Source organism: Aquabacter spiritensis, assembly GCF_004346185.1.
Classification (GTDB): Bacteria; Pseudomonadota; Alphaproteobacteria; order Rhizobiales; family Xanthobacteraceae; genus Aquabacter; species Aquabacter spiritensis.
The window spans coordinates 32,470-53,333 of the sequence record NZ_SMAI01000001.1; the positions used below are offsets into that span (position 1 = coordinate 32,470).

Sequence of the window (20,864 nt, forward strand, 5' to 3'; positions counted from 1 at the left end):
CCATGGACAGCGCGCAGCTTTTGTTCGGCCTGCTCGCCGCCTGCGCCGCGGCGGGGGCCGTGATCGCGGCCTTCACGGCCCTCGAGCCGGATTCGGATCGCGAGCGGCGGGTCGTCGCGCTGATCGCTGGAAAAGGCGTGCACCGGCCGGTGCCGCCGCGGTCGCTGCGCGAGCGCGGCGCGCGGCTGCTCGCCGACACGCTCGATCTGCGCAAGCGGCTGCGGCTGGAAAATGTCCGTGCGCACCTCGCCCAGGCCGGGCTGCGCCGCGCCTCGGACGAGGCGATTCATATCGTCTCCTACATCCTCTATCCCGCCGCGCTCGGCGGGCTCGCCGGATTTTGCACCTTCGGTCTGAACCTCCCCAACGTCCATGCCTCCTGGAAGGGCCTGATCGTGCTTCTCGCCGTCTATGCCGGCCTGCGGCTGCCCGGCCGGCTGCTGAAGCGGCGCATCACGCGGCGGCAGGAGGAGATCCAGCGGGCCTGGCCCGAGGCCCTCGATCTCATGCTGATCCAGGTGGAGGCCGGGCGCTCGGCCGATCAGGCGTTCCGGCGCGTCGCCGACGACATCGCGCCGCGCTGCCGCGAACTGGCGATCGAATTGTCGCTCACTTTGGCCGAACTCCAATTGCTCGACCGCCGGCAGGCCTACGAGAATTTCAGCACCCGCACGAATATCGACGAGATCAAGGCGACCTGCGCCGCGCTGATCCAGACCCACGAACAGGGCACCTCGCTCGGCGAGGCGTTCCGCGTCCTCGCCAAGCACAGCCGCGAGCTGCGCATGCACCAGGCCGAGAAGCGGGCGGCGGAAGTCACGTCCATGCTCCCCGTTCCCGTCTTCGTCTTCTTCCTCGCGCCGCTCGTCGTCATGGCGGTCATGCCGATGCTGATCACCTATATGAAGTGGAAATAGCATGGCGCCGCGCCGCATCGCCGCTGGGGTGACGGCCGCCTTGGCCTGCGAGCGCGGCGGCGTCTCGGTGCTGGTCGGCCTCACCGTCCCCGCGCTCCTGATCGTGGCGGGGCTCGCGGCGGATTTCACCCGCGCGGCCGCCCTGCGCGAGCGGATGCAGACCGCCGCCGACGGCGCGGTGCGGGAAGTCGTGCGCGGCGCCGACGCGGCGCAGATCACGGCCTATGTGCAGGCGGTCCTCGCCCCCGCGCTCGCGCGCACCGGCGGCGGTGCGGCCGACAGCCCGACAATCCTGGTGACCGGCACCGGGACGGCCGCGGCGTCGGTGCAGATTTCCGCGACCTACCAGACCCCGTTCGGTGTGTTCCGCGCGGCGGCCGGGCAGCCGCCGACCATGACCGTCTCCGCGACGCAGCGGGCCTTCTGCACGGCCTCCGGCACGCGCTGGGTCCCGGTCAGCCAGGCCTGCCCCGCCGGCCAGAGCGGGATGGTCACGTTCGACCGGGAAGAGCGGCTGACCTGCCCGTCTCCGACCTCCGAACCGGACTGGGCCGAAACCGGCACCGTTCAGAACTATGCCAGCAGCTGCGCGGACGGCTGAGGTCCGGGTCGCGCGCGCGGCGCACGACACCGCGCTGTCATCGTTCGCGACAATAGAGTGGCCGGATGATCCGCCGTCCGCGCCATTAACCCTTTGGCGCGGAGGATGGGGCGCGGGCTTGCCAACGGCACCCCGGGATTGCGAAACAGACGGCATGGCGGGCCAGGACAAGCGGGCATTCGACGACGGACCTGCCCCCGGCCGCGGCGCCGGACGGCGCGGGATCGCGCTCGCCTGCCTGCTCGGCCTCGTCCTCGCCGCCTGCGCCGGCCAGCCCGAGGCCGGCCTCTCCCCCGCCGAGACCGGAAGCCCGGCCGAGACCATCGCCTACAGCAAATCCCTCGCCGACCGGGGCCAGCGCGAACAGGCCGCCGCCGTCCTGCGGATCGCGACGCTGCGCAATCCCGACGACCGGCCGCTGCGCGCCGCCTACGGCAAGAGCCTGATCGCGCTCGGCCGCTACCGGGAGGCCGGCGACGTGCTGGCCCAGGCCCACACGCCGGACAATCCGGACTGGTCGGTGCTCTCCGCGCAGGGCGTCGTCGCCGACAATCTCGGCGACCACCGCAGCGCGCGGGCCTTCTACCAGCGCGCGCTGAACCTCAATCCCGGCAATCCCGGCGTTCTGACCAATCTCGCTCTGTCCTATGCCATGAGCGGCGACCGCGCGGCGGCGCTGAAGACGCTGCGGGAGGCCGCCGCCCGTCCCGATGCCGACGCCCGGGTGCGCCAGAGCCTCGCCACCCTGCTCGCGATGGACGGCAAGGACCGCGAGGCCGAACTCCTCTTCCTGCAGGACCTGCCGCCCGACCAGGCGCGCGCCAATATCGACTATCTGCGCCGCCACGGCTCCTGACGCCGGCGTCCCGCGCGCGGTCTCCCATCCCCTCCGGACCCGCCCCGGCGGCGTCCCGCCCGCTCGGCCCGCCTTGCCGCCCGCGCCCCGCTTTGGTAGAGCCGAGACGGGACCCGGCGGATCGCGCCCACAGGCGCACCGCCGCAGCCCGACGCCGGGTTAGCACAGCGGTAGTGCAGCGGTTTTGTAAACCGAAGGTCGGGGGTTCGATCCCCTCACCCGGCACCAGCTTCCGCTCCGAGGATCAGCGGGGGGCGAGGGCACAGCGGCAGACACTCGACGCGCCCCGGCTGTCGCCGTATCGTCACGCGGCCGGACGCCGCGCCGCACGGCCGGCGGACGGGAGAGGACCGACATGGCGATCGCGCGCAAGCTGCGCACCCTGGCCGGGGCCGGACCGCGGCGCCAGATGATGGCGCTGGAGGCCGGGGCGTGCCTCGCCGCGGCGCGCGTCGCGACCGGCCTGCTGCCGTTCCGGATCATCGCCGGCTGGCTCGGCCCGTTCGTCCCCCCCGCCGCGGCGCCGGCCCCGTTTGTGCGCGCGGACCATAAGCGGGCCGCGCAGGAGATCGGCTGGGCGGTCCGGTCGGTCGCCGCGCACGCCCCGTTCAAGGCGGTGTGCCTCCAGCAGGCTCTGGCGGCCCATGCCATGCTGCGCCGGCGCGGCATTCCGAGCGTGGTGCGGTTCGGCGCCGGCCGCGGCGATGCGAAGCCGCTCGACGCGCACGCCTGGGTCGACGCCGCCGGCGTCGCGGTCACCGGCCATCCAGTCGCGCCGCACATCGCCGAGATCGGCTGCTTCACCGGCCGCACGCCCTGGCCGCCCCCGGCGCCCGACGCGGCACACCCGCCCCCGCGCGCCTCAGCGGCGGGCGACGCGCCCTGAGCGCGCACCCGGCGCGGGGTCGGCGACCAGAAACTGCGCGCGGCAGGCGCGGACCTCCTCGGCGATAAAGCGGTCGGTCTCGGCGATGCGCCGCAGGTCGCGCATGTCGGCATGGACCGCCAGCCAATAGGTGCGCCGGAACCGGACGTCGGGGAGGATGCGCACCAGGTCCGGATGGGTCGCGGCGGCATAATCGTGCAGGATGCCGATCCCCGCCCCCGCTTTCACCGCCTCGAGCTGGCCGACCGCGCTCGCGCATTCGAACCGCCGGCCCGCCGCCTCGGCCAGCGCGTCCATGTAATCGAGCCCCGAACTGTAGGCGAGATCCTGGACATAGGTGACGAGGGTGCGGTCCTTCAGATCCGCCCGACCCGCGATCGGGCCGGTGCGCGCGAGATAGGCCCGCGCGGCATAGACGCTGAGCGAATAGTCCGACAGCTTGCGCCCGACGAGGCGCCCGTGCTGCGGGCGCTCCAGCACGATCGCGAGATCCGCCTCGCGCTTCGAGAGCGAGAAGGTGCGCGGCAGCGGCACGAGCTGGAGCAGCAGATCGGGGTGGCGTTCGGCGAGCCGGCCGAGGCGCGGGGCGAGGAAATAGGTGCCGAAGGCATCGGGCGCGCCGATCCGCACCGTGCCTTCGAGCCGCAGATCGGCCCCGCCGAGCAGCGCCTGCGCCCGCAGCATTTCGCTTTCCACCCGCTCGGCGATCGGCAGCAGCGCCTCGCCTACCGCCGTCAGGGTGCAGCCGGTGGGCCGGCGCTCGAACACTTTGGCGGCGAAATCCGCCTCGAGCGCGGTGAGCCGGCGCGTCACGGTCGCGTGGTCGAGGCCGAGCCGCTGCGCTGCCGCCAGGATCTGGCCGGCGCGGGCGACGGCGAGGAAGATGCGCGCATGGTCCCAATTCACAAGGGAAGCCTATTTCCGCGGAATGAATGCGGCTTCATAGGCGTTGATCCGCGCGCGTACCAGAGCTTTGGTGTGTTGCCATTCGAACTTGCCATCGCACTTGCCATTCCAGCCGGAGTCCGCCCGCGAACGACCGGCCGGACCGAGCCCCAGGGGAGACACGCCATGCGGACCATCGGACATTTCATCGGCGGCGCGGCTTCGGCCGCGCCCGCGGCGCGCACCGCCGCCACCTTCAATCCGGCGACCGGCGAGCAGATCGGCACGCTGCTGCTCGCCGACACCGCCTTGGTCGACAGCGCGGTCGCCGCCGCCGCCCGCGCCTTCCCGGCCTGGGCCGCGATGCCGGCCCCCGCGCGCGCGCGCGTGATGTTCCGCTTCAAGGATCTGCTGGAACGCCACATCGACGAACTCGCGGCGATCATCACCCGCGAGCACGGCAAGACCTTCGAGGACGCCAAGGGTGAACTCGCGCGCGGCATCGAAGTCGTCGAATTCGCGTGCGGCATCCCGCACCTTCTGAAGGGCGAATATTCCGATCAGGTCGGCCGTGGCATCGACACCTTCTCGATGCGCCACCCGGTCGGGGTGTGCGCCGGCATCACCCCGTTCAACTTCCCGGCCATGGTGCCGCTCTGGATGTTCCCGGTCGCCCTCGCCTGCGGCAACACCTTCGTGCTGAAGCCGTCCGAGAAGGATCCATCCTGCGGCGTGCGCCTCGCCGAGCTGCTCGCCGAGGCCGGCCTGCCGGCGGGCGTGTTCAATGTCGTGAACGGCGACAAGGAGGCGGTGGACGCCCTCCTCGTCCATCCCGACGTCGCGGCGGTGAGCTTCGTCGGCTCCACCGCGGTCGGCGAATATGTCTACCGCACCGCCACCGCGCACGGAAAGCGCGCCCAGGCGCTGTGCGGCGCCAAGAACCATCTCGTCGTGATGCCGGATGCCGACCTCGACAAGACCGTCGACGCTTTGATGGGCGCCGGCTACGGCTCGGCGGGTGAGCGCTGCATGGCGGTGTCGGTCGCGGTCGCGGTCGGCGGCGTCGGCGACGCGCTGATGGAGAAGCTGGTGCCCCGCGTCCAGGCGCTGAAAGTCGGTCCGGGCATCGATCCCGACAGCGAGATGGGCCCGCTCGTCACCAAGGAGCATCTCGCCAAGGTGACCTCTTATGTCGAAGCCGGCCTCGCCGAGGGCGCGGACCTCGTCGTCGACGGCCGCGGCCTCAAGCTGCAGGGCCACGAGAACGGCTATTTCCTCGGCGGCTGCCTGTTCGACAACGTCACCCCGGACATGAAGATCTACAAGGAAGAGATTTTCGGCCCGGTCCTCTCGGTGGTGCGCACCGACACGTTCGACGAGGCGCTGAACCTCGTGAACACCCACGAATACGGCAACGGCGCCGCCATCTTCACCAATGACGGCGGCACCGCGCGGGCGTTCGATTACGGCGTCGTGGCGGGCATGGTCGGCATCAATGTGCCGATCCCGGTTCCGATCGCCTATCACTCGTTCGGCGGCTGGAAGCGGTCGATCTTCGGCGATCGCAACGTCTACGGCCTGGAAGGCGTCGGCTTCTACACCCGGGTCAAGACCACGACCGCGCGCTGGCCCTCGGGCGTGCGCTCGGGCGCCGAATTCGTGATGCCGGTCCTGCGCTGAGCGCGTCTTCCGACATCCGCGCGCCCGGGCCCCGGCCCGGGCGCGACCACCCGTACGGCAGGGCATCTCGGCCGCCTCGGATCGCCCATCCCCGCACCCCGCCGCTTGGGATCAGGCGGCGTATCGGACCGGATCGACCGGGCCGGACAGCGCCGCGAGAATGGCCGGCGGATCGCCTTCCTCGGGCGTCGCGCACAGGCGGCGCCGCGCCATGACGGCGCCGAGCCGCGGATCCGCCGTGAGCACCGCGAAGGGAATGGCCAGCCAGCAGCCGGCCAGGAGCGGCGCCACCCAGATCAGGAGCCCCGGCGCGAAGGCGAGCAGAAGCCCGGCGACGGCGCAGCCATAGGCCATGGTCGGCGCGAGGCCGCGCGCCGCCGCGCGCCAGGACACGCGATGGGCATCGCGCGCCTGGCCGCCCCAGGAGCCGCGCGCCCGTCCAGTCAAGAGCCGCAGCAGCACGCCGCAGGTGGCGAGCGCGCTGATCGCCCCGAGCAGGAAGGAAAACCCGATCTCGATCGCCGCGGAGGCCGCGAAGCGCGTCCCACCGCCATAGCGCCGCATCAGGCCGGGCGTGAGGGCGACGTCGAGATAGCCGGCGATCTTGGGGAAGAGGCCGAGCAGCAGGATGGCGAGATAGAGCGCGGCCGCCGGTAGCGCGGCGGCCGCGGGCATCGCGGGCGCGGCGAACGGCAGAAGCAGCAGCGCCAGGGGCACGCCGGGCACGGTCGCGAACATCAGGACCGCCCAGGCGAGCTGGAACCGCCCCATCGGATGCAGACCGGGGCGACCGATCAGTTTCAGATATTGCAGATTTCCGAGGCACCATCGGGCATCGCGGGCGAGGAAGTCCGGCAGGGTCGGCGGGTTCTCCTCGAAGCTCTCCCCCTCGACGGGCAGCGCCCACACCTCGTAGCCGGCGCGGCGCATCAGCACCGCCTCGACCTGATCGTGCGAGAGGATCGGGCCGCCCAGAGGCGGCCGTCCGGGCAGCACCGGCAGGTCGCAATGGGCGGCGAAGGGCGCGATGCGGATCAGCGCATTGTGCCCCCAGAACGGCCCGCAATCCCCCGCCCACCAGGTCGCGCCGACGGTGTAGCAGCGCATGCCGGCGCGCATGCCGAACTGGAAGATCCGGGCGAAGGCGCTCGCACTCGGCAGGCCGACGACCAGGGACTGGAGGATGCCGATCTGCGGCGCGTTCTGAAGGATGCGCACCATGCGCAGGATCATCGCCGGCCCCATCAGGCTGTCGGCGTCGAGCGGCAGCATGACATCGTAGCCGGCGCCCCAGCGCTTGCAGAAATCGCGCACATTGCCGGCCTTGAAGCCGATATTGTCGGCGCGGCGGCGATAATGGATCCGCCGCGCGCCGTCCTGCGCCTGCCAGCGGGCGATGGCCGCCTCCTCCTGCGCCGCGACGTCGGGGCACGACGTGTCGCTGAGAACGAAATAATCGAAGCGGTCCGCTGCCGGCGTCGCGTCGAGCGCCGCCTTGACCGCACGAAGACGTGACAAAGCCCGCGCGGGATCTTCGTTGCGGAGCGTCATAAGAATAGCGGTGCGCAGCAGAATCGGACCGTCGGTCTCCGGCGCGGCGAGCACGGGGACGGCGCGCTGCAGCGCGCGGGGGAACAGGTGCAGCAGCGCGAGACCGATTGCGGCATTCCAGAACCCAATCGCGTTCCAGGGCGTTACCGCAACGACGCAAAGCATGAGGAGGATACCGGGCAGCGTCCAGCCCCCGGCCGCCGCGATCAGCCCGGCGCAGAGGGCGACGGACGCGACGGTGGCGAGCACCAGCCCCAGAACCAGACGGCGCCGCCAGCGCAGCGGTCCGGGGACGGTGAACGGGTCTCTCGGTTCGTCGGGGGCGAGGGCGACGGGATCGATGCGAAGGGTCATGAAAACTCCGGCGCGGACCGCGCGGCGAGGACGTTAGTCATCTGCACTGGAACGCCGGAATCACGAGGTCGGGACTGATGAACATGAACGCTGTGGCAAAACGCCACGCTGACGTTTCCCCCCAAGACGGCCGCGCCCGCGCCCTCTGGTATGTGGGGCCGCGCACCGCCCGGATCGCGGCGGAGGACCTGCCGGCGCCGAAGCCGGGCGAGATTTGCGTGCGGGCCGCCTATAGCGGGATCAGCCGCGGCACCGAGCGGCTGGTGTTCGCCGGCCTGACCGATCCGGCGCACCGCGACAGCATGCGCTCGCCGATGCAGGTCGGCGATTTTCCGTTCCCGGTGAAATACGGCTATTGCAGCGTCGGGCGCGTGGAAGTCGGCGCGGCGGATCTCGTCGGCCGCGACGTGTTCGTTCTGCACCCCCACCAGGACCGGTTCGTGATCGCCGCCGCCGACGCCATTCTCCTGCCGGACGGGGTGCCGGCGCGGCGCGCGACTTTGGCCGCCAATATGGAGACCGCGCTCAATGCGCTGTGGGATTCCGGCGCCGGCGCGGGCGACCGCATCATCGTCGTCGGCGCCGGACTCGTCGGCCTGCTCATCACCTATCTTGCGGCGCGGCTGCCCGGCGCCGAGGTGACGGCGGTGGATCCCAATCCCACCCGCCAAGCTTTGGTCGAGGGCTTCGGCGCCCGCTATGCGTCCGAGGTCGCCGGCCTCGCGGATGCCGATGTGGTGTTCCACGCCAGCGCCACCTCGGACGGTCTGCAGGCGGCGATCGAAAGCTGCGGCACCGAAGCCTGCCTCGTCGAAGTGAGCTGGTACGGCGACGAGGCGGTCACGATCGGCCTCGGCGGGCCGTTCCATTGCCGGCGGCTGCGCCTCGTCTCCTCCCAGGTCGGATCGGTCGCGCCCGCGCGCCGCCCGCGCTGGAGCCACCGGCGCCGCCTCGCCAAGGCGATCGAGCTTCTGTCCGACCCCCGGCTCGACGCGGTGATCACCGGCGACGTCGCCTTCGCCGATCTGCCGGAGGCGATCGACCGTATTCTGGATGGCGGCAGCGCGGATGTCGCCACCGTCGTGCGCTATCCTGCCTGACCCCAGGCAGCCGGGAGGATCCCCATGTTCGCAGTCGAAGTGCGCGATCACATCATGATCGCCCACAGCTTCACCGGCGCCGCGTTCGGTCCGGCGCAGGCGCTCCACGGCGCGACCTTCGTGGTCGACGTCGCCTTCTTCAGCGCCGAATTGACGGCGGACGGCGTGGTCGTCGACATCGGGCGTGCACACGACGCTTTGAAGGCGATACTCGCCCCTTTATCGTACCGTAATCTCGATGTTCTGCCTGAATTTACCGGCCGGAACACGACCACCGAAGTGGTCTGCAAGCACATTTTCGACCATATGGCGGACGCCGTGCGCGCCGGCACCCTCGGCGACCCGGCGCCCAGCCGGCTGCGGGTGACGCTGCAGGAATCCCATGTCGCGCGCGCCTGGTATGAGGCCGACATCGCGTGATGTGCCTGGCATTGCTCGTCTTTCCCGGCCGCCTGTCGACCCCGACGGGCGGCTATGCCTATGATCGCGAGGTCCTCGCCCGGCTGCCGGCCCATGGCGTCGAGGCCGCGCCTTTGTCGCTCGACGGCGCGTTCCCCCACCCTGCCCCGACCGACGTCGCGGCCGCCCTCGATCGCCTGAAATCCAGCGATTCCAAAGCCTTGCTCCTCGTCGACGGGCTCGCGCTCGGCGCCCTTCCGGCCGACGGGCTCGCCCAATTCGCCGATCGCCTGGTCGCCTTGGTGCACCATCCCCTCGCCCTGGAAGAGGGCCTGGACCCCGGCCAAAGCCGCCGCTTGCTGGCCAGCGAAACGGCCGCCCTCGCTCTGGCCCGGGCCGTCATCACCACCAGCCCCGCCACCCGCCGGACCCTGGAAGCCGACTTCGCCGTCCCCGCCGACCGTCTCGTCGTCGCCGAACCCGGCACCGATCGCGTCGACCGCGCCCCCGCGGACGGCGCGCCGCCGCGCCTGCTCTGCGTCGGTTCCGTCATTCCCAGAAAGGGTTACGACGTTCTGGTCGCCGCATTGGCGGGGCTGAAGGATCTGCCATGGTCCCTGACTTTGATCGGCAGCCTCGATCTCGACCCCGCGGCGAGCGCCGCCTTGAGGCAGGCGATCGCAGTGGCCGGCCTCGGCGACCGGATCGTCCTTTCCGGCGCGGTCGACCGCGAAAGGCTCGCCGCGGCCTATCGGGACAGCGACCTCTTCGTTCATCCCTCGCTCTATGAAGGCTATGGCATGGTCCTCGCCGAAGCGCTGCGGCACGGTCTGCCGCTGGTCTGCACCACCGGCGGTGCGGCCTGCGAAACGGTGCCGGACGGCGCCGGCCTGAAGGTCGCCCCGGGCGATCCCTCAGCTTTGGCCGCGGCACTCCGGCGCCTGCTTTCGGCACCGAGGGAACGCCGGGTCCTCGCCGACGCGGCCTTCGCCGCCGGCCGACGCCTGCCCGGCTGGGACGACACCGCCGCCCGGATCGCCGCCGTGCTGCGACGCGTCGCACAGGCGAGAAAGGAAACGCAATGAGTGGTTTCTCTGCGGACTGGCTGGCTTTGCGCGAACCTGCCGACGCGCGGGCCCGCGATCCTGCCCTCGCCCGCGCCGCGCTTGCGCGTGTCGGCCCGGTGGATGTGCTGCGGGTCGTCGATCTCGGTGCCGGGACCGGCGCCAACCTGCGGGCCGGGTCGGCCGATCTCGGGCCGCGCCAAGACTGGACCCTCCTCGACTATGATCCCGCTCTTCTCGCCGCCGCCCGTGCCGGCCTGAGGGATTGGGCGGACGAAAGCCGGGATGAGGACGATGGCCTCGCCCTGCGGAGCGGGGACCGGCATCTGACCGTGCGCTTCGTGGCGGCAGATCTGTCTGGCTCGCTTGACGAAATCACTCGTCCCCGTCCCCATCTCGTCACCGCCTCGGCCTTCTTCGACCTCGCCTCGGCCGGCTTCGTCGGTCGGCTGGCCGAGGCGGTGGCGGAAATGGAAGCGGTGTTCCACACCGTGCTGACCTGCAACGGCCGCGACGCCTGGCTCCCGCCGCATCCCGACGACCCGTCGATCACGGCGGCCTTCCGGTCGCACCAGGTTCGCGACAAGGGATTCGGCGCGGCGCTGGGCAACGCCGCCTCGGCAGCCCTGGAAACGGCGTTCCGAGCAAAGGGATATGCGACGGCGCTGGCCGACACGCCCTGGCGGCTCGGTGCCGAAAGTCGGAAGCTGATCGCGGCCCTTGCGGACGGGACAGCCGCAGCCGCGTCGGAAACCGGCCACATCTCCGCCGCACGAGCCTCGGCCTGGGCCACGGCCCGCGCATCGGCGCAGTGCGAGATCGGACATACCGACCTTCTCGCTTGGCCGGAACGGGTCAGGTCCGGCTGAGGCCCGGGAGCATCCGCGAGAGGACGCCATCGCGCCGGACGATGCCGTGCATCAGCGCGGCGCCGATGTGCAGCGCGACCAAAGCCGTCATGAAGAAGCCGAGATAGACGTGGGCGCCCCCGAAAAAGCGGGAGAGCGCTTCGTCCTTCGGGACCAGATCCGGCAAAGTGAACAGCCCGAACACGCTGACTTGCGCGCCGAAGGCGGAGGACGCTCCCCAGCCGAGCAGCGGCATGAGGAAAATCAGGACATAGAGCAAATGGTGGGTCGCCTGCGACGCGACGCGCTGCCAGTGTGGCAAGCCGGGCGCGGGCGGCGGCGCGCCGTAGGCGATGCGTACCGCCACCCGGACCACGGCAAGGCACAGAATCGCGAAACCGATCGAGCGATGCAGGTCGAACACCTGGTTCTGCGCCGCTCCGGCCGGCAGGCGGACCATGACAAAACCGAACGGGATCACCAGAAGGACCAGTGCCGCGTTGATCCAATGGATCCACCTAGCCGGCCGCGCATATGGCGTGATCGTGCCGTTGTCCATGCTCCACCCCCCCTGCCGCCCGGCGCATATCGCATTCGAACAGGACATCGCCATCAGGAAAAACGGTGACCCGGCTCGCCGGCCGCAACGCCGCGTCGAGTCGGGCGATCGGCCGCAGATCAAGACCGGTGCGGCCGGAACCGAGAATGACCGGAGAGACCAGGATGTGCAGCCGATCGATGGCGCCGGCATCCAGAAACCCCGCGAGGGTGCCCGGCCCGCCTTCCACCAGGATCGCCGCGAGTCCCGCCTCGCGCAAGGTCGAGAGGATGCCGGACGGCGCCAGCCTGCCGCCGGGATCGGGGGCGACGGTGACGATCTCCACGCCCTCGGGAAGCTCCCGGCCCACCCCGGGTCGCCGCACCACGATGCGCCGGGCGCCGTCGTCCCGCAGGCAAAGCGCCCCATTGTCCAGGCGCCCGGCCGGATCGATCACCACCCGAGCCGGACTGCGGCCCGGCACGCGCCGGACATTGAGCAGCGGATCGTCCGCCTGCACCGTGCCGATTCCCACCAGCACCGCATCCGCAGCCGCCCGGAGGCGATGCAGATGGTCCAATGCGTAAGTACCACTGATATATTTCGACTCGCCCGATACCGTCGCGACACGGCCGTCGAGCGATTGGCCGAGCTGACCGATCACGAGCGAGCGATCTGCCAAGCTCCCGCCTGCCACCGCCGCCTGAAATGGGTCATACTCTATCATGGACGTAGCCTTTGCCGCCGGTGCTCCGTTTCCGCCTGCCGGGAACGCGACGCTGGGGTCAATTGTTAAGTCACAGTGTGGGGGCACAAAACCAAAATGGCATGTCACAAGCCGCGGAGCGGGGGCTTGAACATGCGGGCCGAAACCCACACGTAGCGCGTATCACGAGGCTTTCATGACGTCCGAGCGCCCTCCCGTTCCCCCCTCGTCAGCTTCCGAAGCGCGCAATGGCTTGATCGCTGTGGAACGTGCGGTCGCCGATCTCCGTTCTGGCCGTCCGATTCTGCTGGAAGCCGGCGGTGCGCGCGGTCTGGTGATTGGCGCCGAGGCGCTCGATGCGGAGAGCGCGGCCGTTCTTGCCGCCGCTTCCCCCTTGCGCGGCCGCCTTGCTCTGCCCGGGCCACGACTCTCGCGGATCGGGGCACACCGGCCGCTGCCGGGAACGCTCGCTCTGCCGGGCATCGATCCCGCCCGAGTGGCGATGCTGGCGCTCCAGATCGATGCGCGCCTCGATGCGCCGGTCTCTCCGGCCGATCCGCTGGACGTTGCCGCGCTCGAATTGCTGCGCATCGCCCTCCTGCTTCCGGCCGCCGTCGTGGCGCCGGTCGATCCCGATGCCACGTTCGCGGACCTTTTGTTCGTCGCGGACGGCGACATTCTCGCGTTTCGAGGCCGCCAGGCGAAGGCCTTGCGGATCGTCGGGCGGGCTCCGGTCCCGCTCGAAGGCGCGCCGGAGACCGAATTCATCGTTTTCCGCGGCGGCGAAGGCCTGAGGGATCAGGTGGCGATCATCGTCGGCAAGCCGGATCTTTCGGGGACGGTGCCGGTGCGCCTGCATTCGGCCTGCCTCACCGGCGACCTTTTCGGCAGCCTCAAGTGCGATTGCGGGGATCAATTGCGCGATACAGTCGCGCGCATGGCGGAAGGATCCGGCGGAATCCTGCTCTATCTCGACCAGGAAGGCCGCGGGAACGGCATCGCCAACAAGATGCGCGCCTACGGCCTCCAGGCCCAGGGCTACGACACCTATGATGCCGACGAGGTCCTCGGCTTCGGCCTCGACCAGCGGCGCTTCGACTTCGCAGCCGAAATGCTGCGGCAGCTCGGGGTCGCGAAGGTCCAGCTCATCACCAACAATCCGGAAAAGATCGCCGCCCTCCGCGCTTCGGGGCTCGAGGTGGCGGCCGAGCAACGCGTGCTGGGACGCCACACCAAGGAGAATGCCCGCTATCTCGCGTCCAAGCGCGACCGTGCGGGGCATTTCATCGAAGCCGAGAGCGCTGCGAACGGCACGGACTAGCCGCAATCTTCGGCTGCACCGCGACAGGGCTGCTCCCCGCCCTTCGCATCCGGCCGCATTCCCGCTACAGGAAGCGGACGCGCGCCTGAAGGCGCGGACGAATAGCGGAGGACGCCCATGGAGAAGAAGATCGCCCTCGTCACCGGCGCGGGCAGCGGCATCGGCCGCGCGGTCGCGCTCGCGCTCTCTGACGCCGGCTTTTCGGTCGCCTTGGCCGGCCGGCGCGCCGATGCCCTGGAGGCGACTGCGGCGGCCGGCACCGGCGATTTCTTCTGCATACCGACCGACGTCACCGATCCCGTCTCGGTCGCAGCCTTGTTCGCCGCCGTGAAGGCCCGCTTCGGCCGGCTCGATCTGCTGTTCAACAATGCCGGCACCGGCGCGCGTGCGGTGCCGATGGAGGATCTGGCGTTCGAGGAATGGAAGCGGGTGGTCGACACGAACCTGACCGGCCCCTTCCTGTGCACCCAGGAGGCGATCCGGATCATGAAGGATCAGACGCCGCGCGGTGGCCGCATCATCAATAACGGCTCGATCTCCGCCTCCGCACCCCGCCCCTATTCGGCGCCGTACACCGCGACCAAGCACGCGATCACCGGCCTGACCAAAGCGACGTCGCTCGACGGCCGCGTCCATGACATAGCTTGCGGCCAGATCGACATCGGCAATGCCGATACGGAGATGGCGCAGAAGATGAAAAGCGGCGTACCGCAGGCGGATCTGTCGATCCGCGTGGAGCCGGTGATGGACCCGCGCCACGTCGGCGCCGCCGTGGTCTATATGGCGGGCCTGCCGCTCGACGCCAACGTTCAGTTCATGACGGTGATGGCGACCAAGATGCCGTTCGTCGGCCGGGGCTGAGTCCGCGACGCTCGGCCTCAGCGCCCACCGCTCGCTGAGGCCTGTTTGCGCTTGATTCCACCCTCCTCAGATGCTTCCCACCGGGATGGATGACGCGACGGAGGCCGATGTGGTGCGCGAGCAGGTTCTCGAAGATTTTCCGCTGCGCGCGTTCGACAAGCTGCGCTATGCCGACACCGACCGTCAGGGCCATATCAACAACGCCGTCTTCTCCACCTTCCTGGAGACCGGGCGGGCGGAAATCCTCTATTCCCGCGAACGCGGCATCCGCGAGCCGGGCTGCGCCTTCGTCATCGCCCGGCTGCTGCTGGAATTTCGCGCCGAGGTGAACTGGCCGGGCGAAGTGTGGATCGGCACCCGCGTCGCCGCCATCGGCACGAGCTCGTTGAAGCTGGAGCAGGCGATCTTCCAGGACGGCCGTCGGGTGGCGAACGCCGAGACGGTGATCGTCCAGATCGACGAAGCGACGCGCCGCTCGCGGGCGCTGTCGGAAGCCGCGAGCGAGAAGCTCGCCGCCCTCCTCGCGCCGCCGGCCTCCTGACGCGGGGCGGGCTCCACGCTGCAGTCCCGCCTCACGCGTCGTCCGCGAGGGCGAGAAGGAAGGCGTGCAACGCAGCCGCCGCACGGCCGATATCGCCGGGCGCGGCATATTCTCGGGGATTGTGGCTGCCGTTCTGCGAGCGGACGAACAGCATGGCCATGGGCAGCACGCCGGCGAACACCATCGCGTCGTGTCCCGCGCCCGAAGGCAGAAAATGCGGGGCGACGCCGACCCGCTCCACCGCCGCGGCCAGACGGTCGCGCAGGCCGGGATCGCACAGCGCGGCCGGCGCCTCGTGGCCGAAAGTGACGACCGGCGTCACCCGCCGCCGCGCGCAGATCGCGAGGATCGCCTGCGAAATGTCGGCGACCGCAGCCCGGCGCACCTCATCGTCGGACGCCCGCACATCGATCGAAAAATGCACCTCGCCCGGCACCACATTGACCGCACTATCGGCGATCCCGAGCGTTCCGACCGTAGCGACAAGAGAGGCCGGTGCGACGTCCCGGGCGCCCCGCGCCTCGATGGCGAGCACGATCTCCGCCGCCGCCGCGAGCGCATCGCGCCGCATGGTCATCGGCATCGTTCCCGAATGCGCCGCTTCCCCGGTGAGCCGCACATTCGCCCGCGAAGCGCCGGCGATCCCCGTGACGATGCCGAGGGGAAGCCCGGCGGCCGCGAGGACCGGTCCCTGCTCGATATGCACCTCGACATAGCCGAGCGTTTCTGTGGGATCGCGAACGCAGGCGGCGAGCGCCTCGACCGGCGCGCCGAACGCCCGCAAGGCTTCGGCGCGGGATATTCCATGGGAATCGACGTCGCCGAGGCAAGCCGGATCGAACCGGCCGGCCATCGCGCGCGACGAGGAGAGAGTGGAGAGAAACCTCGCCCCCTCCTCGTCGGCGAAGGCCGCGACCTCGATCGCGACCGGCAGACGCCGGCCGGTCCGGTGCAGTTCGTGGACCGCGGCGACCCCCACGAGGACGCCGAGCGTGCCGTCGTAAATGCCGGCGTTGCGCACCGTGTCGATATGGGAGCCGACGATCAACGTCCTCGCATCCGCCCGGTCGGCGGCATAGCGGCCGACGATGCTGCCTGTCGCATCCATGTGGACCTGCTCCATCCCGGCGGCGCGGAACCAGTCGGCGACCTGCGCCGCGGCCTGCTTGTGGGCCGGGGAGAGCGTGAGGCGGGTCATCTCGCCGGGAACGTCGGTAAAGGCGGCAAGCGCCTTCAATCGCGCTTCGATGGTTGCGCCATCGAGGGGCGACGGCTCTCGCGATGTCGGGCGGGGCGTGGCCATCATCGGCGTGCTCCGCCTCAGGCCGGAAGCAATTGCTCGAGACGGAGCAAGGCGATGCGCTCGATCTGGGCGATCGCTTCCTCCCGCTCCGCTTCCGGGCTGTTTTCGAGCCGACGCTCGAAGGCGGCGGTGATCTCGTCCTTCGTGCGGCCGCGGATCGCCATAATGAAGACGAAGCCGAATTTGGCGACATAAGCGGCGTTAAGGGCGGTGAACAGGTCCTTCTCGTCCTCGGTCAACTGATCGAGGCCGGCAGACGCCTGTTCCCACGCGCTCTCCTGGGTCAGACGCTTGGCTTGGGCGAGCCTGCCGGCAAGGTCAGGATGGGCGTGGATCACGCTCATCTGACGCGCCGGTGGCGCCGCCCGCAGCACCCGCGACATCGCTGCGCACAGGCCGGCGGCACGGTCCTCGGCGCGCGAGACACCGGCATCATACGCGCTCTCGGCGATCCACGGCGAATGCTCAAACACGTCTCCGAAGCGCTCGATAAATACCGCCCGGCTCATCCGGCTCGGCACGTGGCCGCCGGGGGGCGGATGATGGGCGATCCAGTGCCGCGCAATATCGATGCGCCGCGCCACCCAGACCTTCTCGTGCCCCGTGATGTAATCGAGAAAGCGCGCCAGCGCCGCCGCCCGTCCCGGCCGCCCCACGAGGCGGTTGTGCAGACCGATCGAAAGCATGCGCGGGGCGTGCGCCCCCTCGGCATAGAGGAGGTCGAAGCTGTCCTTGAGATAGGTGAAGAAGTCGTCCCCGGTGCTGAAGCCGGCGGGCACGGCGAAGCGCATGTCGTTGGCGTCGAGCGTATAGGGGACCATGAGGAACGGGCCTTTCGGCCCCGCGACCCAATAGGGCAGTTCGTCGGCATAGGTGTCGGCGGAATAGAGGAAGCCGCCCTCCTCCATCACCAAGGGGATCGTGTGCTCGCTCGATCGGCCCTGATAGAAGCCGCGTGGCCGCGCGCCGGCGACCGCAGTATGGAGGCGCACCGCCTCGGCGATGTGCGCACGCTCCTCGGCGCGGGAAAAATCCTTGTACTCGATCCATTTATAGCCATGGCTGGCGATCTCCCAGCCGGCTTCGTCCATCGCCTTGACCGCGTCGGGATTGCGCATCATGGCGGTGGCGACCGCGAAGACGGTGAGCGGCAGGCCGCGTTCGGTGAACAGCCGATGCAGCCGCCAGAAGCCGACGCGCGCCCCGTATTCGTAGATGCTCTCCATGTTCATATGCCGCTGGTTCGGCCAGGGCGCGGCGCCGACGATCTCGGAGAGGAAGGCTTCGGAAGACGGATCGCCGTGGAGGATCGAATTCTCGCCGCCCTCCTCGAAATTCATCACGAATTGGACCGCAATGCGCGCGTCGCCCGGCCAGCGGGGATGGGGCGGGGTGCGGCCGTAGCCGACGAGGTCGCGGGGATAAGAGGGGTCGGTCATTCCAGTGTCGCCACAAAGAGGTCAGGAGCCGCGATAGGTCGAATAGCCCCACGGGGAGCACAGCAACGGCACATGATAATGCCCGTCCTCGGCGAGCCGCACGCGGAGCGGGACCGCGTCCAGAAACGGGGGGTCAGCGACCTTGGCGCCCTGGGCCAGGAAGTAAGGCCCGATATGGAACATCAGTTCGTAAATCCCCGGCGCATACCCTTCGCCAGCCAGAAGCGGGGCTTCCGTGCGGCCGTCGGCGTTGGTCACATGGCGCGACACCAGGGTGCGGACGCCGTCCTCGGCGAGGCGGAACAGCTCGATCTCCACCCCGAGCGCCGGCACGCCGTCCACCATGTCAAGAACGTGTGTCGACAGGCGTCCCATCGTCTTCCCCCAGCTCCTTCCGCATCCGACCGGCAGCATAGCCCGGACCGCGCGCCATTATTCTCCAAATATTAGAGGAGTCGGCAGCCGAATGCGCCTCCAGCGACGCCATCTGGCGGGTCGGCCCATCGAGGATACAGGCCGCGCCCCCTCCGATAGCCTTCGCTGGCTGCCGCCGAGACGCAGGCCCGCTGTTTCCATCACCGCCCGCCCCCACCTTGCCGCGTCGTCAGATTAGAGCGCGATCCTACTGGACGGAAACACCCGGTTTCCCCTCTAAAGGCAGCATACCGTTACGATCTGGCTGGGAAGCCCGACACCGCGTTCCGGCCCACCGCGGCCGCATTCACGAAGGATCTTCTACATGACCCCCACAGAAGCGAGTCGCCTGGACGATTTGGTCGCCGCGCGCACCGGCGACGCGGTCGCCTTCCTGGCCGAACTCGTGAAGGTCCCGTCGGACAATCCGCCGGGCGATTGCGCGCCGCATGCCGCGCGCGCCGCAAACTTGCTGGAGGGGCTCGGCTTCACGGTCGAGCATCATAAGGTGCCGGACGCGCGCGCGCAGGCCGCCGGCATGGTCTCGGCCGTCAACCTCATCGTCCGTCACCGCTTCGGCGACGGCCCGGTGATCGCGCTGAATGCCCATGGCGACGTGGTGCCGCCGGGGGCCGGCTGGTCTCAGGATCCCTACGGCGCGGCGGTGGTCGACGGCGAGATGTACGGCCGGGGCGCCGCGGTTTCGAAATCCGACTTTGCGACCTACGCCTTCGCCCTCGACGCGCTGAAGCGTTCGGGTCTCGCCCTGAAGGGCACGGTGGAACTGCACTTCACCTATGACGAGGAGATCGGCGGGGAGGTCGGCCCGGGCTTCCTGATCGAGGAGAAGCTCACACGCCCGGATTATGTCATCTCCGCCGGCTTCTCCTATGCCGTCGTGGTGGCCCACAATGGCTGCCTGCATCTCGAAATCGAGGTGGTGGGGAAGTCCGCGCATGCCGCTTTGCCCTTTACCGGCATCGACGCACTGGAAGCCGCGACCGGCATTCTCACCGCCCTCTATGCCTATCGCGACACGCTGAAGACGACGGTCTCGCACGTGCCGGGAATCGGTTCGCCGCAACTCACCGTCGGGCTCATTTCGGGCGGCATCAACACGAATGTCGTTCCCGACCGCGTCACCTTCCGCCTCGACCGGCGCATCGTTCCGGAGGAGGCGCCGGAGACGGTGGAGGCGGACGTCCGCGCGGCGATCGCGGCCGGGGCGGCCGCCTTTCCGGATGCCCGCGTCACGGTGCGGCGCATCCTCCTCGCCCGTCCGCTGGTGCCGAGCGCGGCGACGCAGCGCCTCGCCGATGCGCTCCGCCGCAACGCCGCCGACCTGATCGGGGAGGAGATCCCCGCCAAGGGCGTCCCGCTTTATACCGACGCCCGGCTCTATGCGGAGGCGGGATTTCCCGTCGTGCTTTACGGCGCGGGTCCGCGCACCATCGAGGAGGCGAACGGTCACCGGGCGGATGAAAAGCTGCGCCTGTCCGACCTTTCGCTGGCGACGCGGGTGGTCGCCCGCACGCTGGCCGAGCTGCTTTCCTGATCGACATCAGCGCCACCCCGCGGCGCCAAGGATAATGGGGCAAATAGACCCCACCGACACTCGAACCCAGAGGTGAAACGATGAGCCTGGTGAGCAAGACCTACGGCAAAGACCGCGTCCGCGTGATGCGGGTCAAGAGAGACGGGGCGCGGCACGAGGTCCGCGAACTGACGGTGAAGGCGATGATCACAGGCGATTTCGCCGGCGCCTTCGTCGATGCCGACAATTCCAAAATGGTGTCCACCGACACGATCAAGAACGTGGTCAATGTGGTGGCGCGGGAAAATCTCGGGCTCGACACCGAAGCGTTCTGTATGGCCGTCGCAGAGCGGATCCTTGCGACCTATCCGCAGGTCGAGACCACCACGGTGACCGGCTCGGAGACCAAGTGGGACCGCCTGTCCTTCGATGGCGAGGCCCATCCCCACGCTTTCACGCTCGACGGCAATGGCAAGCCCTTCGCCACCGTCCTCGCCACCCGTGACGGGATGGAGGTAACGTCCGGAATTTCCGGCTTCACCTTCATGAAGACCACGCAATCGGCCTGGGACAATTATGCCCGCGATCCCTACACCACGATCAAGGAGACCCGCGACCGCATCTGCGCCACCGCGATGGAGGCGAGTTGGCGCTGGAGCGCGGCGCCCGCCGATTACAGCGCTGCCAATGCCACCATCCTCGCGACCCTGATCGAGGTGTTCGCCACCACGTTCTCGGAAAGCGTTCAGGACAGCCTCTACCGCATGGGTACGGCGGCACTCGCCAAGGTGCCGGAGATCGCCGACATCTCCATGGCCTGTCCGAACAAGCATTATCTCCTGATCAACCTGGAGCCGTTCGGGCTCGACAACGACAATGTCGTGTTCCTGCCGACCGACGAACCGCACGGACAGATCGAGTGCACGGTCGGCCGCTGATCGCCGCCGCGTCATAGGAAGCGCGTGCCGTCCCGCCGACTTGAGCGGAGCGGCACCCCGCGCCCTCCGGCGCGGACCCGACTTGACGTCCCCCCGCCGCAGGGGTCATGACCCCCCATCGCGTCGCT

The 20,864-nt window shown here is 69.6% G+C and carries 21 protein-coding genes and 1 tRNA gene; 15 read left to right on the plus strand and 7 right to left on the minus strand.

Features of this window, described 5'->3' with window-relative positions:
- Nucleotides 1-2 precede the first annotated feature (2 nt).
- The 5 genes from EDC64_RS00150 to EDC64_RS00170 all read left to right on the plus strand — a co-directional run bounded on the left by EDC64_RS00150 (nucleotide 3) and on the right by EDC64_RS00170 (nucleotide 3,260).
- A complete protein-coding gene (locus EDC64_RS00150; RefSeq protein WP_132028277.1) occupies nucleotides 3-917 on the plus strand; it encodes a type II secretion system F family protein in 915 nt (304 codons plus the stop codon).
- Nucleotide 918: 1 nt separating this feature from the next.
- Nucleotides 919-1,518: a TadE/TadG family type IV pilus assembly protein gene (locus EDC64_RS00155; protein WP_132028280.1), complete on the plus strand. Its 600-nt coding sequence runs from the start codon at nucleotides 919-921 to the stop codon at nucleotides 1,516-1,518.
- Between the two features lie 154 nt (nucleotides 1,519-1,672).
- Nucleotides 1,673-2,374 (plus strand): tetratricopeptide repeat protein, encoded by a 702-nt coding sequence (locus tag EDC64_RS00160; RefSeq protein ID WP_132028283.1) that lies wholly within the window; start codon nucleotides 1,673-1,675, stop codon nucleotides 2,372-2,374.
- Nucleotides 2,375-2,527: 153 nt separating this feature from the next.
- Nucleotides 2,528-2,602: transfer RNA gene (locus EDC64_RS00165), tRNA-Thr, on the plus strand.
- 127 nt (nucleotides 2,603-2,729) lie between these two features.
- The gene (locus EDC64_RS00170) at nucleotides 2,730-3,260 is read left to right on the plus strand and encodes a lasso peptide biosynthesis B2 protein (RefSeq protein WP_132028286.1); all 531 of its coding nucleotides are present in this window, start codon (nucleotides 2,730-2,732) and stop codon (nucleotides 3,258-3,260) included.
- Here the strand turns inward: EDC64_RS00170 and EDC64_RS00175 are convergent.
- Nucleotides 3,237-4,166 carry a LysR family transcriptional regulator gene (locus EDC64_RS00175; RefSeq protein ID WP_132028289.1) on the minus strand — a complete coding sequence of 310 codons (930 nt, stop codon included), beginning with the start codon at nucleotides 4,164-4,166 and terminating at the stop codon, nucleotides 3,237-3,239. The genes EDC64_RS00170 and EDC64_RS00175 overlap by 24 nt on opposite strands.
- A gap of 165 nt (nucleotides 4,167-4,331) precedes the next feature.
- Here EDC64_RS00175 and EDC64_RS00180 point away from each other — a divergent pair, with 165 nt between their 5' ends.
- Nucleotides 4,332-5,825: a CoA-acylating methylmalonate-semialdehyde dehydrogenase gene (locus EDC64_RS00180; RefSeq protein WP_132028292.1), complete on the plus strand. Its 1,494-nt coding sequence runs from the start codon at nucleotides 4,332-4,334 to the stop codon at nucleotides 5,823-5,825.
- A gap of 111 nt (nucleotides 5,826-5,936) precedes the next feature.
- Here EDC64_RS00180 and mdoH read toward each other — a convergent pair whose 3' ends face one another.
- Nucleotides 5,937-7,730: a glucans biosynthesis glucosyltransferase MdoH gene (gene mdoH, locus EDC64_RS00185; protein WP_132028295.1), complete on the minus strand. Its 1,794-nt coding sequence runs from the start codon at nucleotides 7,728-7,730 to the stop codon at nucleotides 5,937-5,939.
- Nucleotides 7,731-7,807: 77 nt separating this feature from the next.
- On the opposite strand from mdoH, the gene EDC64_RS00190 reads away from it, so the two are divergent.
- The 4 genes from EDC64_RS00190 to EDC64_RS00205 are packed head-to-tail and all read left to right on the plus strand — an operon-like array spanning nucleotide 7,808 to nucleotide 11,162.
- On the plus strand, nucleotides 7,808-8,830 hold the full coding sequence (locus tag EDC64_RS00190) for a zinc-dependent alcohol dehydrogenase (protein ID WP_245504467.1): 1,023 nt from the start codon (nucleotides 7,808-7,810) through the stop codon (nucleotides 8,828-8,830).
- A gap of 24 nt (nucleotides 8,831-8,854) precedes the next feature.
- On the plus strand, nucleotides 8,855-9,250 hold the full coding sequence (locus EDC64_RS00195) for a 6-pyruvoyl trahydropterin synthase family protein (protein ID WP_132028301.1): 396 nt from the start codon (nucleotides 8,855-8,857) through the stop codon (nucleotides 9,248-9,250).
- Nucleotides 9,250-10,314: a glycosyltransferase family 4 protein gene (locus EDC64_RS00200; protein ID WP_132028304.1), complete on the plus strand. Its 1,065-nt coding sequence runs from the start codon at nucleotides 9,250-9,252 to the stop codon at nucleotides 10,312-10,314. The genes EDC64_RS00195 and EDC64_RS00200 overlap by 1 nt, the downstream gene beginning before the upstream one ends.
- On the plus strand, nucleotides 10,311-11,162 hold the full coding sequence (locus EDC64_RS00205) for an SAM-dependent methyltransferase (RefSeq protein ID WP_132028307.1): 852 nt from the start codon (nucleotides 10,311-10,313) through the stop codon (nucleotides 11,160-11,162). The genes EDC64_RS00200 and EDC64_RS00205 overlap by 4 nt, the downstream gene beginning before the upstream one ends.
- Here EDC64_RS00205 and EDC64_RS00210 read toward each other — a convergent pair.
- Together EDC64_RS00210 and EDC64_RS00215 are read right to left on the minus strand one after the other, a co-directional pair.
- On the minus strand, nucleotides 11,149-11,700 hold the full coding sequence (locus EDC64_RS00210) for a cytochrome b (RefSeq protein ID WP_132028310.1): 552 nt from the start codon (nucleotides 11,698-11,700) through the stop codon (nucleotides 11,149-11,151). The two genes, EDC64_RS00205 and EDC64_RS00210, sit on opposite strands and share 14 nt — an antisense overlap.
- Nucleotides 11,660-12,361, minus strand: a complete 702-nt coding sequence (locus EDC64_RS00215; protein ID WP_245504468.1) for a RibD family protein — start codon at nucleotides 12,359-12,361, stop codon at nucleotides 11,660-11,662. Before EDC64_RS00215 ends, EDC64_RS00210 begins: the two co-directional genes overlap by 41 nt.
- Nucleotides 12,362-12,581: 220 nt before the next feature.
- On the opposite strand from EDC64_RS00215, the gene ribA reads away from it, so the two are divergent.
- From ribA to EDC64_RS00230, 3 genes are all read left to right on the plus strand, one after another.
- Nucleotides 12,582-13,706 (plus strand): GTP cyclohydrolase II RibA, encoded by a 1,125-nt coding sequence (ribA, locus tag EDC64_RS00220; protein ID WP_132028316.1) that lies wholly within the window; start codon nucleotides 12,582-12,584, stop codon nucleotides 13,704-13,706.
- A gap of 117 nt (nucleotides 13,707-13,823) precedes the next feature.
- Entirely contained in the window at nucleotides 13,824-14,567 is a 744-nt protein-coding gene (locus EDC64_RS00225) for an SDR family oxidoreductase (protein WP_132028319.1), read from the plus strand.
- Nucleotides 14,568-14,652: 85 nt separating this feature from the next.
- Nucleotides 14,653-15,108, plus strand: coding sequence for an acyl-CoA thioesterase (locus EDC64_RS00230; protein WP_132028323.1), 456 nt, complete (start codon nucleotides 14,653-14,655; stop codon nucleotides 15,106-15,108).
- Between the two features lie 31 nt (nucleotides 15,109-15,139).
- Here the strand turns inward: EDC64_RS00230 and EDC64_RS00235 are convergent, their stop codons facing one another.
- The 3 genes from EDC64_RS00235 to uraH are packed head-to-tail and all read right to left on the minus strand — an operon-like array spanning nucleotide 15,140 to nucleotide 18,225.
- Entirely contained in the window at nucleotides 15,140-16,414 is a 1,275-nt protein-coding gene (locus tag EDC64_RS00235; RefSeq protein WP_132028326.1) for a M20 family metallo-hydrolase, read from the minus strand.
- A gap of 14 nt (nucleotides 16,415-16,428) precedes the next feature.
- On the minus strand, nucleotides 16,429-17,850 hold the full coding sequence (puuE, locus tag EDC64_RS00240; RefSeq protein ID WP_132028329.1) for an allantoinase PuuE: 1,422 nt from the start codon (nucleotides 17,848-17,850) through the stop codon (nucleotides 16,429-16,431).
- Between the two features lie 21 nt (nucleotides 17,851-17,871).
- Entirely contained in the window at nucleotides 17,872-18,225 is a 354-nt protein-coding gene (gene uraH, locus EDC64_RS00245; RefSeq protein WP_132028332.1) for a hydroxyisourate hydrolase, read from the minus strand.
- Nucleotides 18,226-18,589: 364 nt separating this feature from the next.
- Between uraH and EDC64_RS00250 the strand changes: the two genes are divergently transcribed.
- Complete coding sequence (locus tag EDC64_RS00250) at nucleotides 18,590-19,819, plus strand: M20/M25/M40 family metallo-hydrolase (RefSeq protein WP_132028335.1); 1,230 nt, start codon at nucleotides 18,590-18,592, stop codon at nucleotides 19,817-19,819.
- 80 nt (nucleotides 19,820-19,899) lie between these two features.
- Entirely contained in the window at nucleotides 19,900-20,736 is an 837-nt protein-coding gene (gene pucL, locus EDC64_RS00255) for a factor-independent urate hydroxylase (protein ID WP_132028338.1), read from the plus strand.
- Nucleotides 20,737-20,864: the final 128 nt, after the last annotated feature.

Coding starts and splice junctions, on each gene's coding strand:
- puuE (WP_132028329.1), bottom strand. CDS start 17,850: ATGACCGACCCCTCTTATCCCCGCGACCTCGTCGGCTACGGCCGCACC.
- mdoH (WP_132028295.1), bottom strand. CDS start 7,730: ATGACCCTTCGCATCGATCCCGTCGCCCTCGCCCCCGACGAACCGAGA.
- EDC64_RS00195 (WP_132028301.1), top strand. CDS start 8,855: ATGTTCGCAGTCGAAGTGCGCGATCACATCATGATCGCCCACAGCTTC.
- EDC64_RS00210 (WP_132028310.1), bottom strand. CDS start 11,700: ATGGACAACGGCACGATCACGCCATATGCGCGGCCGGCTAGGTGGATC.
- EDC64_RS00200 (WP_132028304.1), top strand. CDS start 9,250: ATGTGCCTGGCATTGCTCGTCTTTCCCGGCCGCCTGTCGACCCCGACG.
- uraH (WP_132028332.1), bottom strand. CDS start 18,225: ATGGGACGCCTGTCGACACACGTTCTTGACATGGTGGACGGCGTGCCG.
- EDC64_RS00250 (WP_132028335.1), top strand. CDS start 18,590: ATGACCCCCACAGAAGCGAGTCGCCTGGACGATTTGGTCGCCGCGCGC.
- EDC64_RS00190 (WP_245504467.1), top strand. CDS start 7,808: ATGAACATGAACGCTGTGGCAAAACGCCACGCTGACGTTTCCCCCCAA.
- pucL (WP_132028338.1), top strand. CDS start 19,900: ATGAGCCTGGTGAGCAAGACCTACGGCAAAGACCGCGTCCGCGTGATG.
- EDC64_RS00225 (WP_132028319.1), top strand. CDS start 13,824: ATGGAGAAGAAGATCGCCCTCGTCACCGGCGCGGGCAGCGGCATCGGC.
- EDC64_RS00150 (WP_132028277.1), top strand. CDS start 3: ATGGACAGCGCGCAGCTTTTGTTCGGCCTGCTCGCCGCCTGCGCCGCG.
- EDC64_RS00205 (WP_132028307.1), top strand. CDS start 10,311: ATGAGTGGTTTCTCTGCGGACTGGCTGGCTTTGCGCGAACCTGCCGAC.
- EDC64_RS00230 (WP_132028323.1), top strand. CDS start 14,653: ATGGATGACGCGACGGAGGCCGATGTGGTGCGCGAGCAGGTTCTCGAA.
- EDC64_RS00155 (WP_132028280.1), top strand. CDS start 919: ATGGCGCCGCGCCGCATCGCCGCTGGGGTGACGGCCGCCTTGGCCTGC.
- EDC64_RS00170 (WP_132028286.1), top strand. CDS start 2,730: ATGGCGATCGCGCGCAAGCTGCGCACCCTGGCCGGGGCCGGACCGCGG.
- EDC64_RS00180 (WP_132028292.1), top strand. CDS start 4,332: ATGCGGACCATCGGACATTTCATCGGCGGCGCGGCTTCGGCCGCGCCC.
- EDC64_RS00160 (WP_132028283.1), top strand. CDS start 1,673: ATGGCGGGCCAGGACAAGCGGGCATTCGACGACGGACCTGCCCCCGGC.
- EDC64_RS00235 (WP_132028326.1), bottom strand. CDS start 16,414: ATGATGGCCACGCCCCGCCCGACATCGCGAGAGCCGTCGCCCCTCGAT.
- ribA (WP_132028316.1), top strand. CDS start 12,582: ATGACGTCCGAGCGCCCTCCCGTTCCCCCCTCGTCAGCTTCCGAAGCG.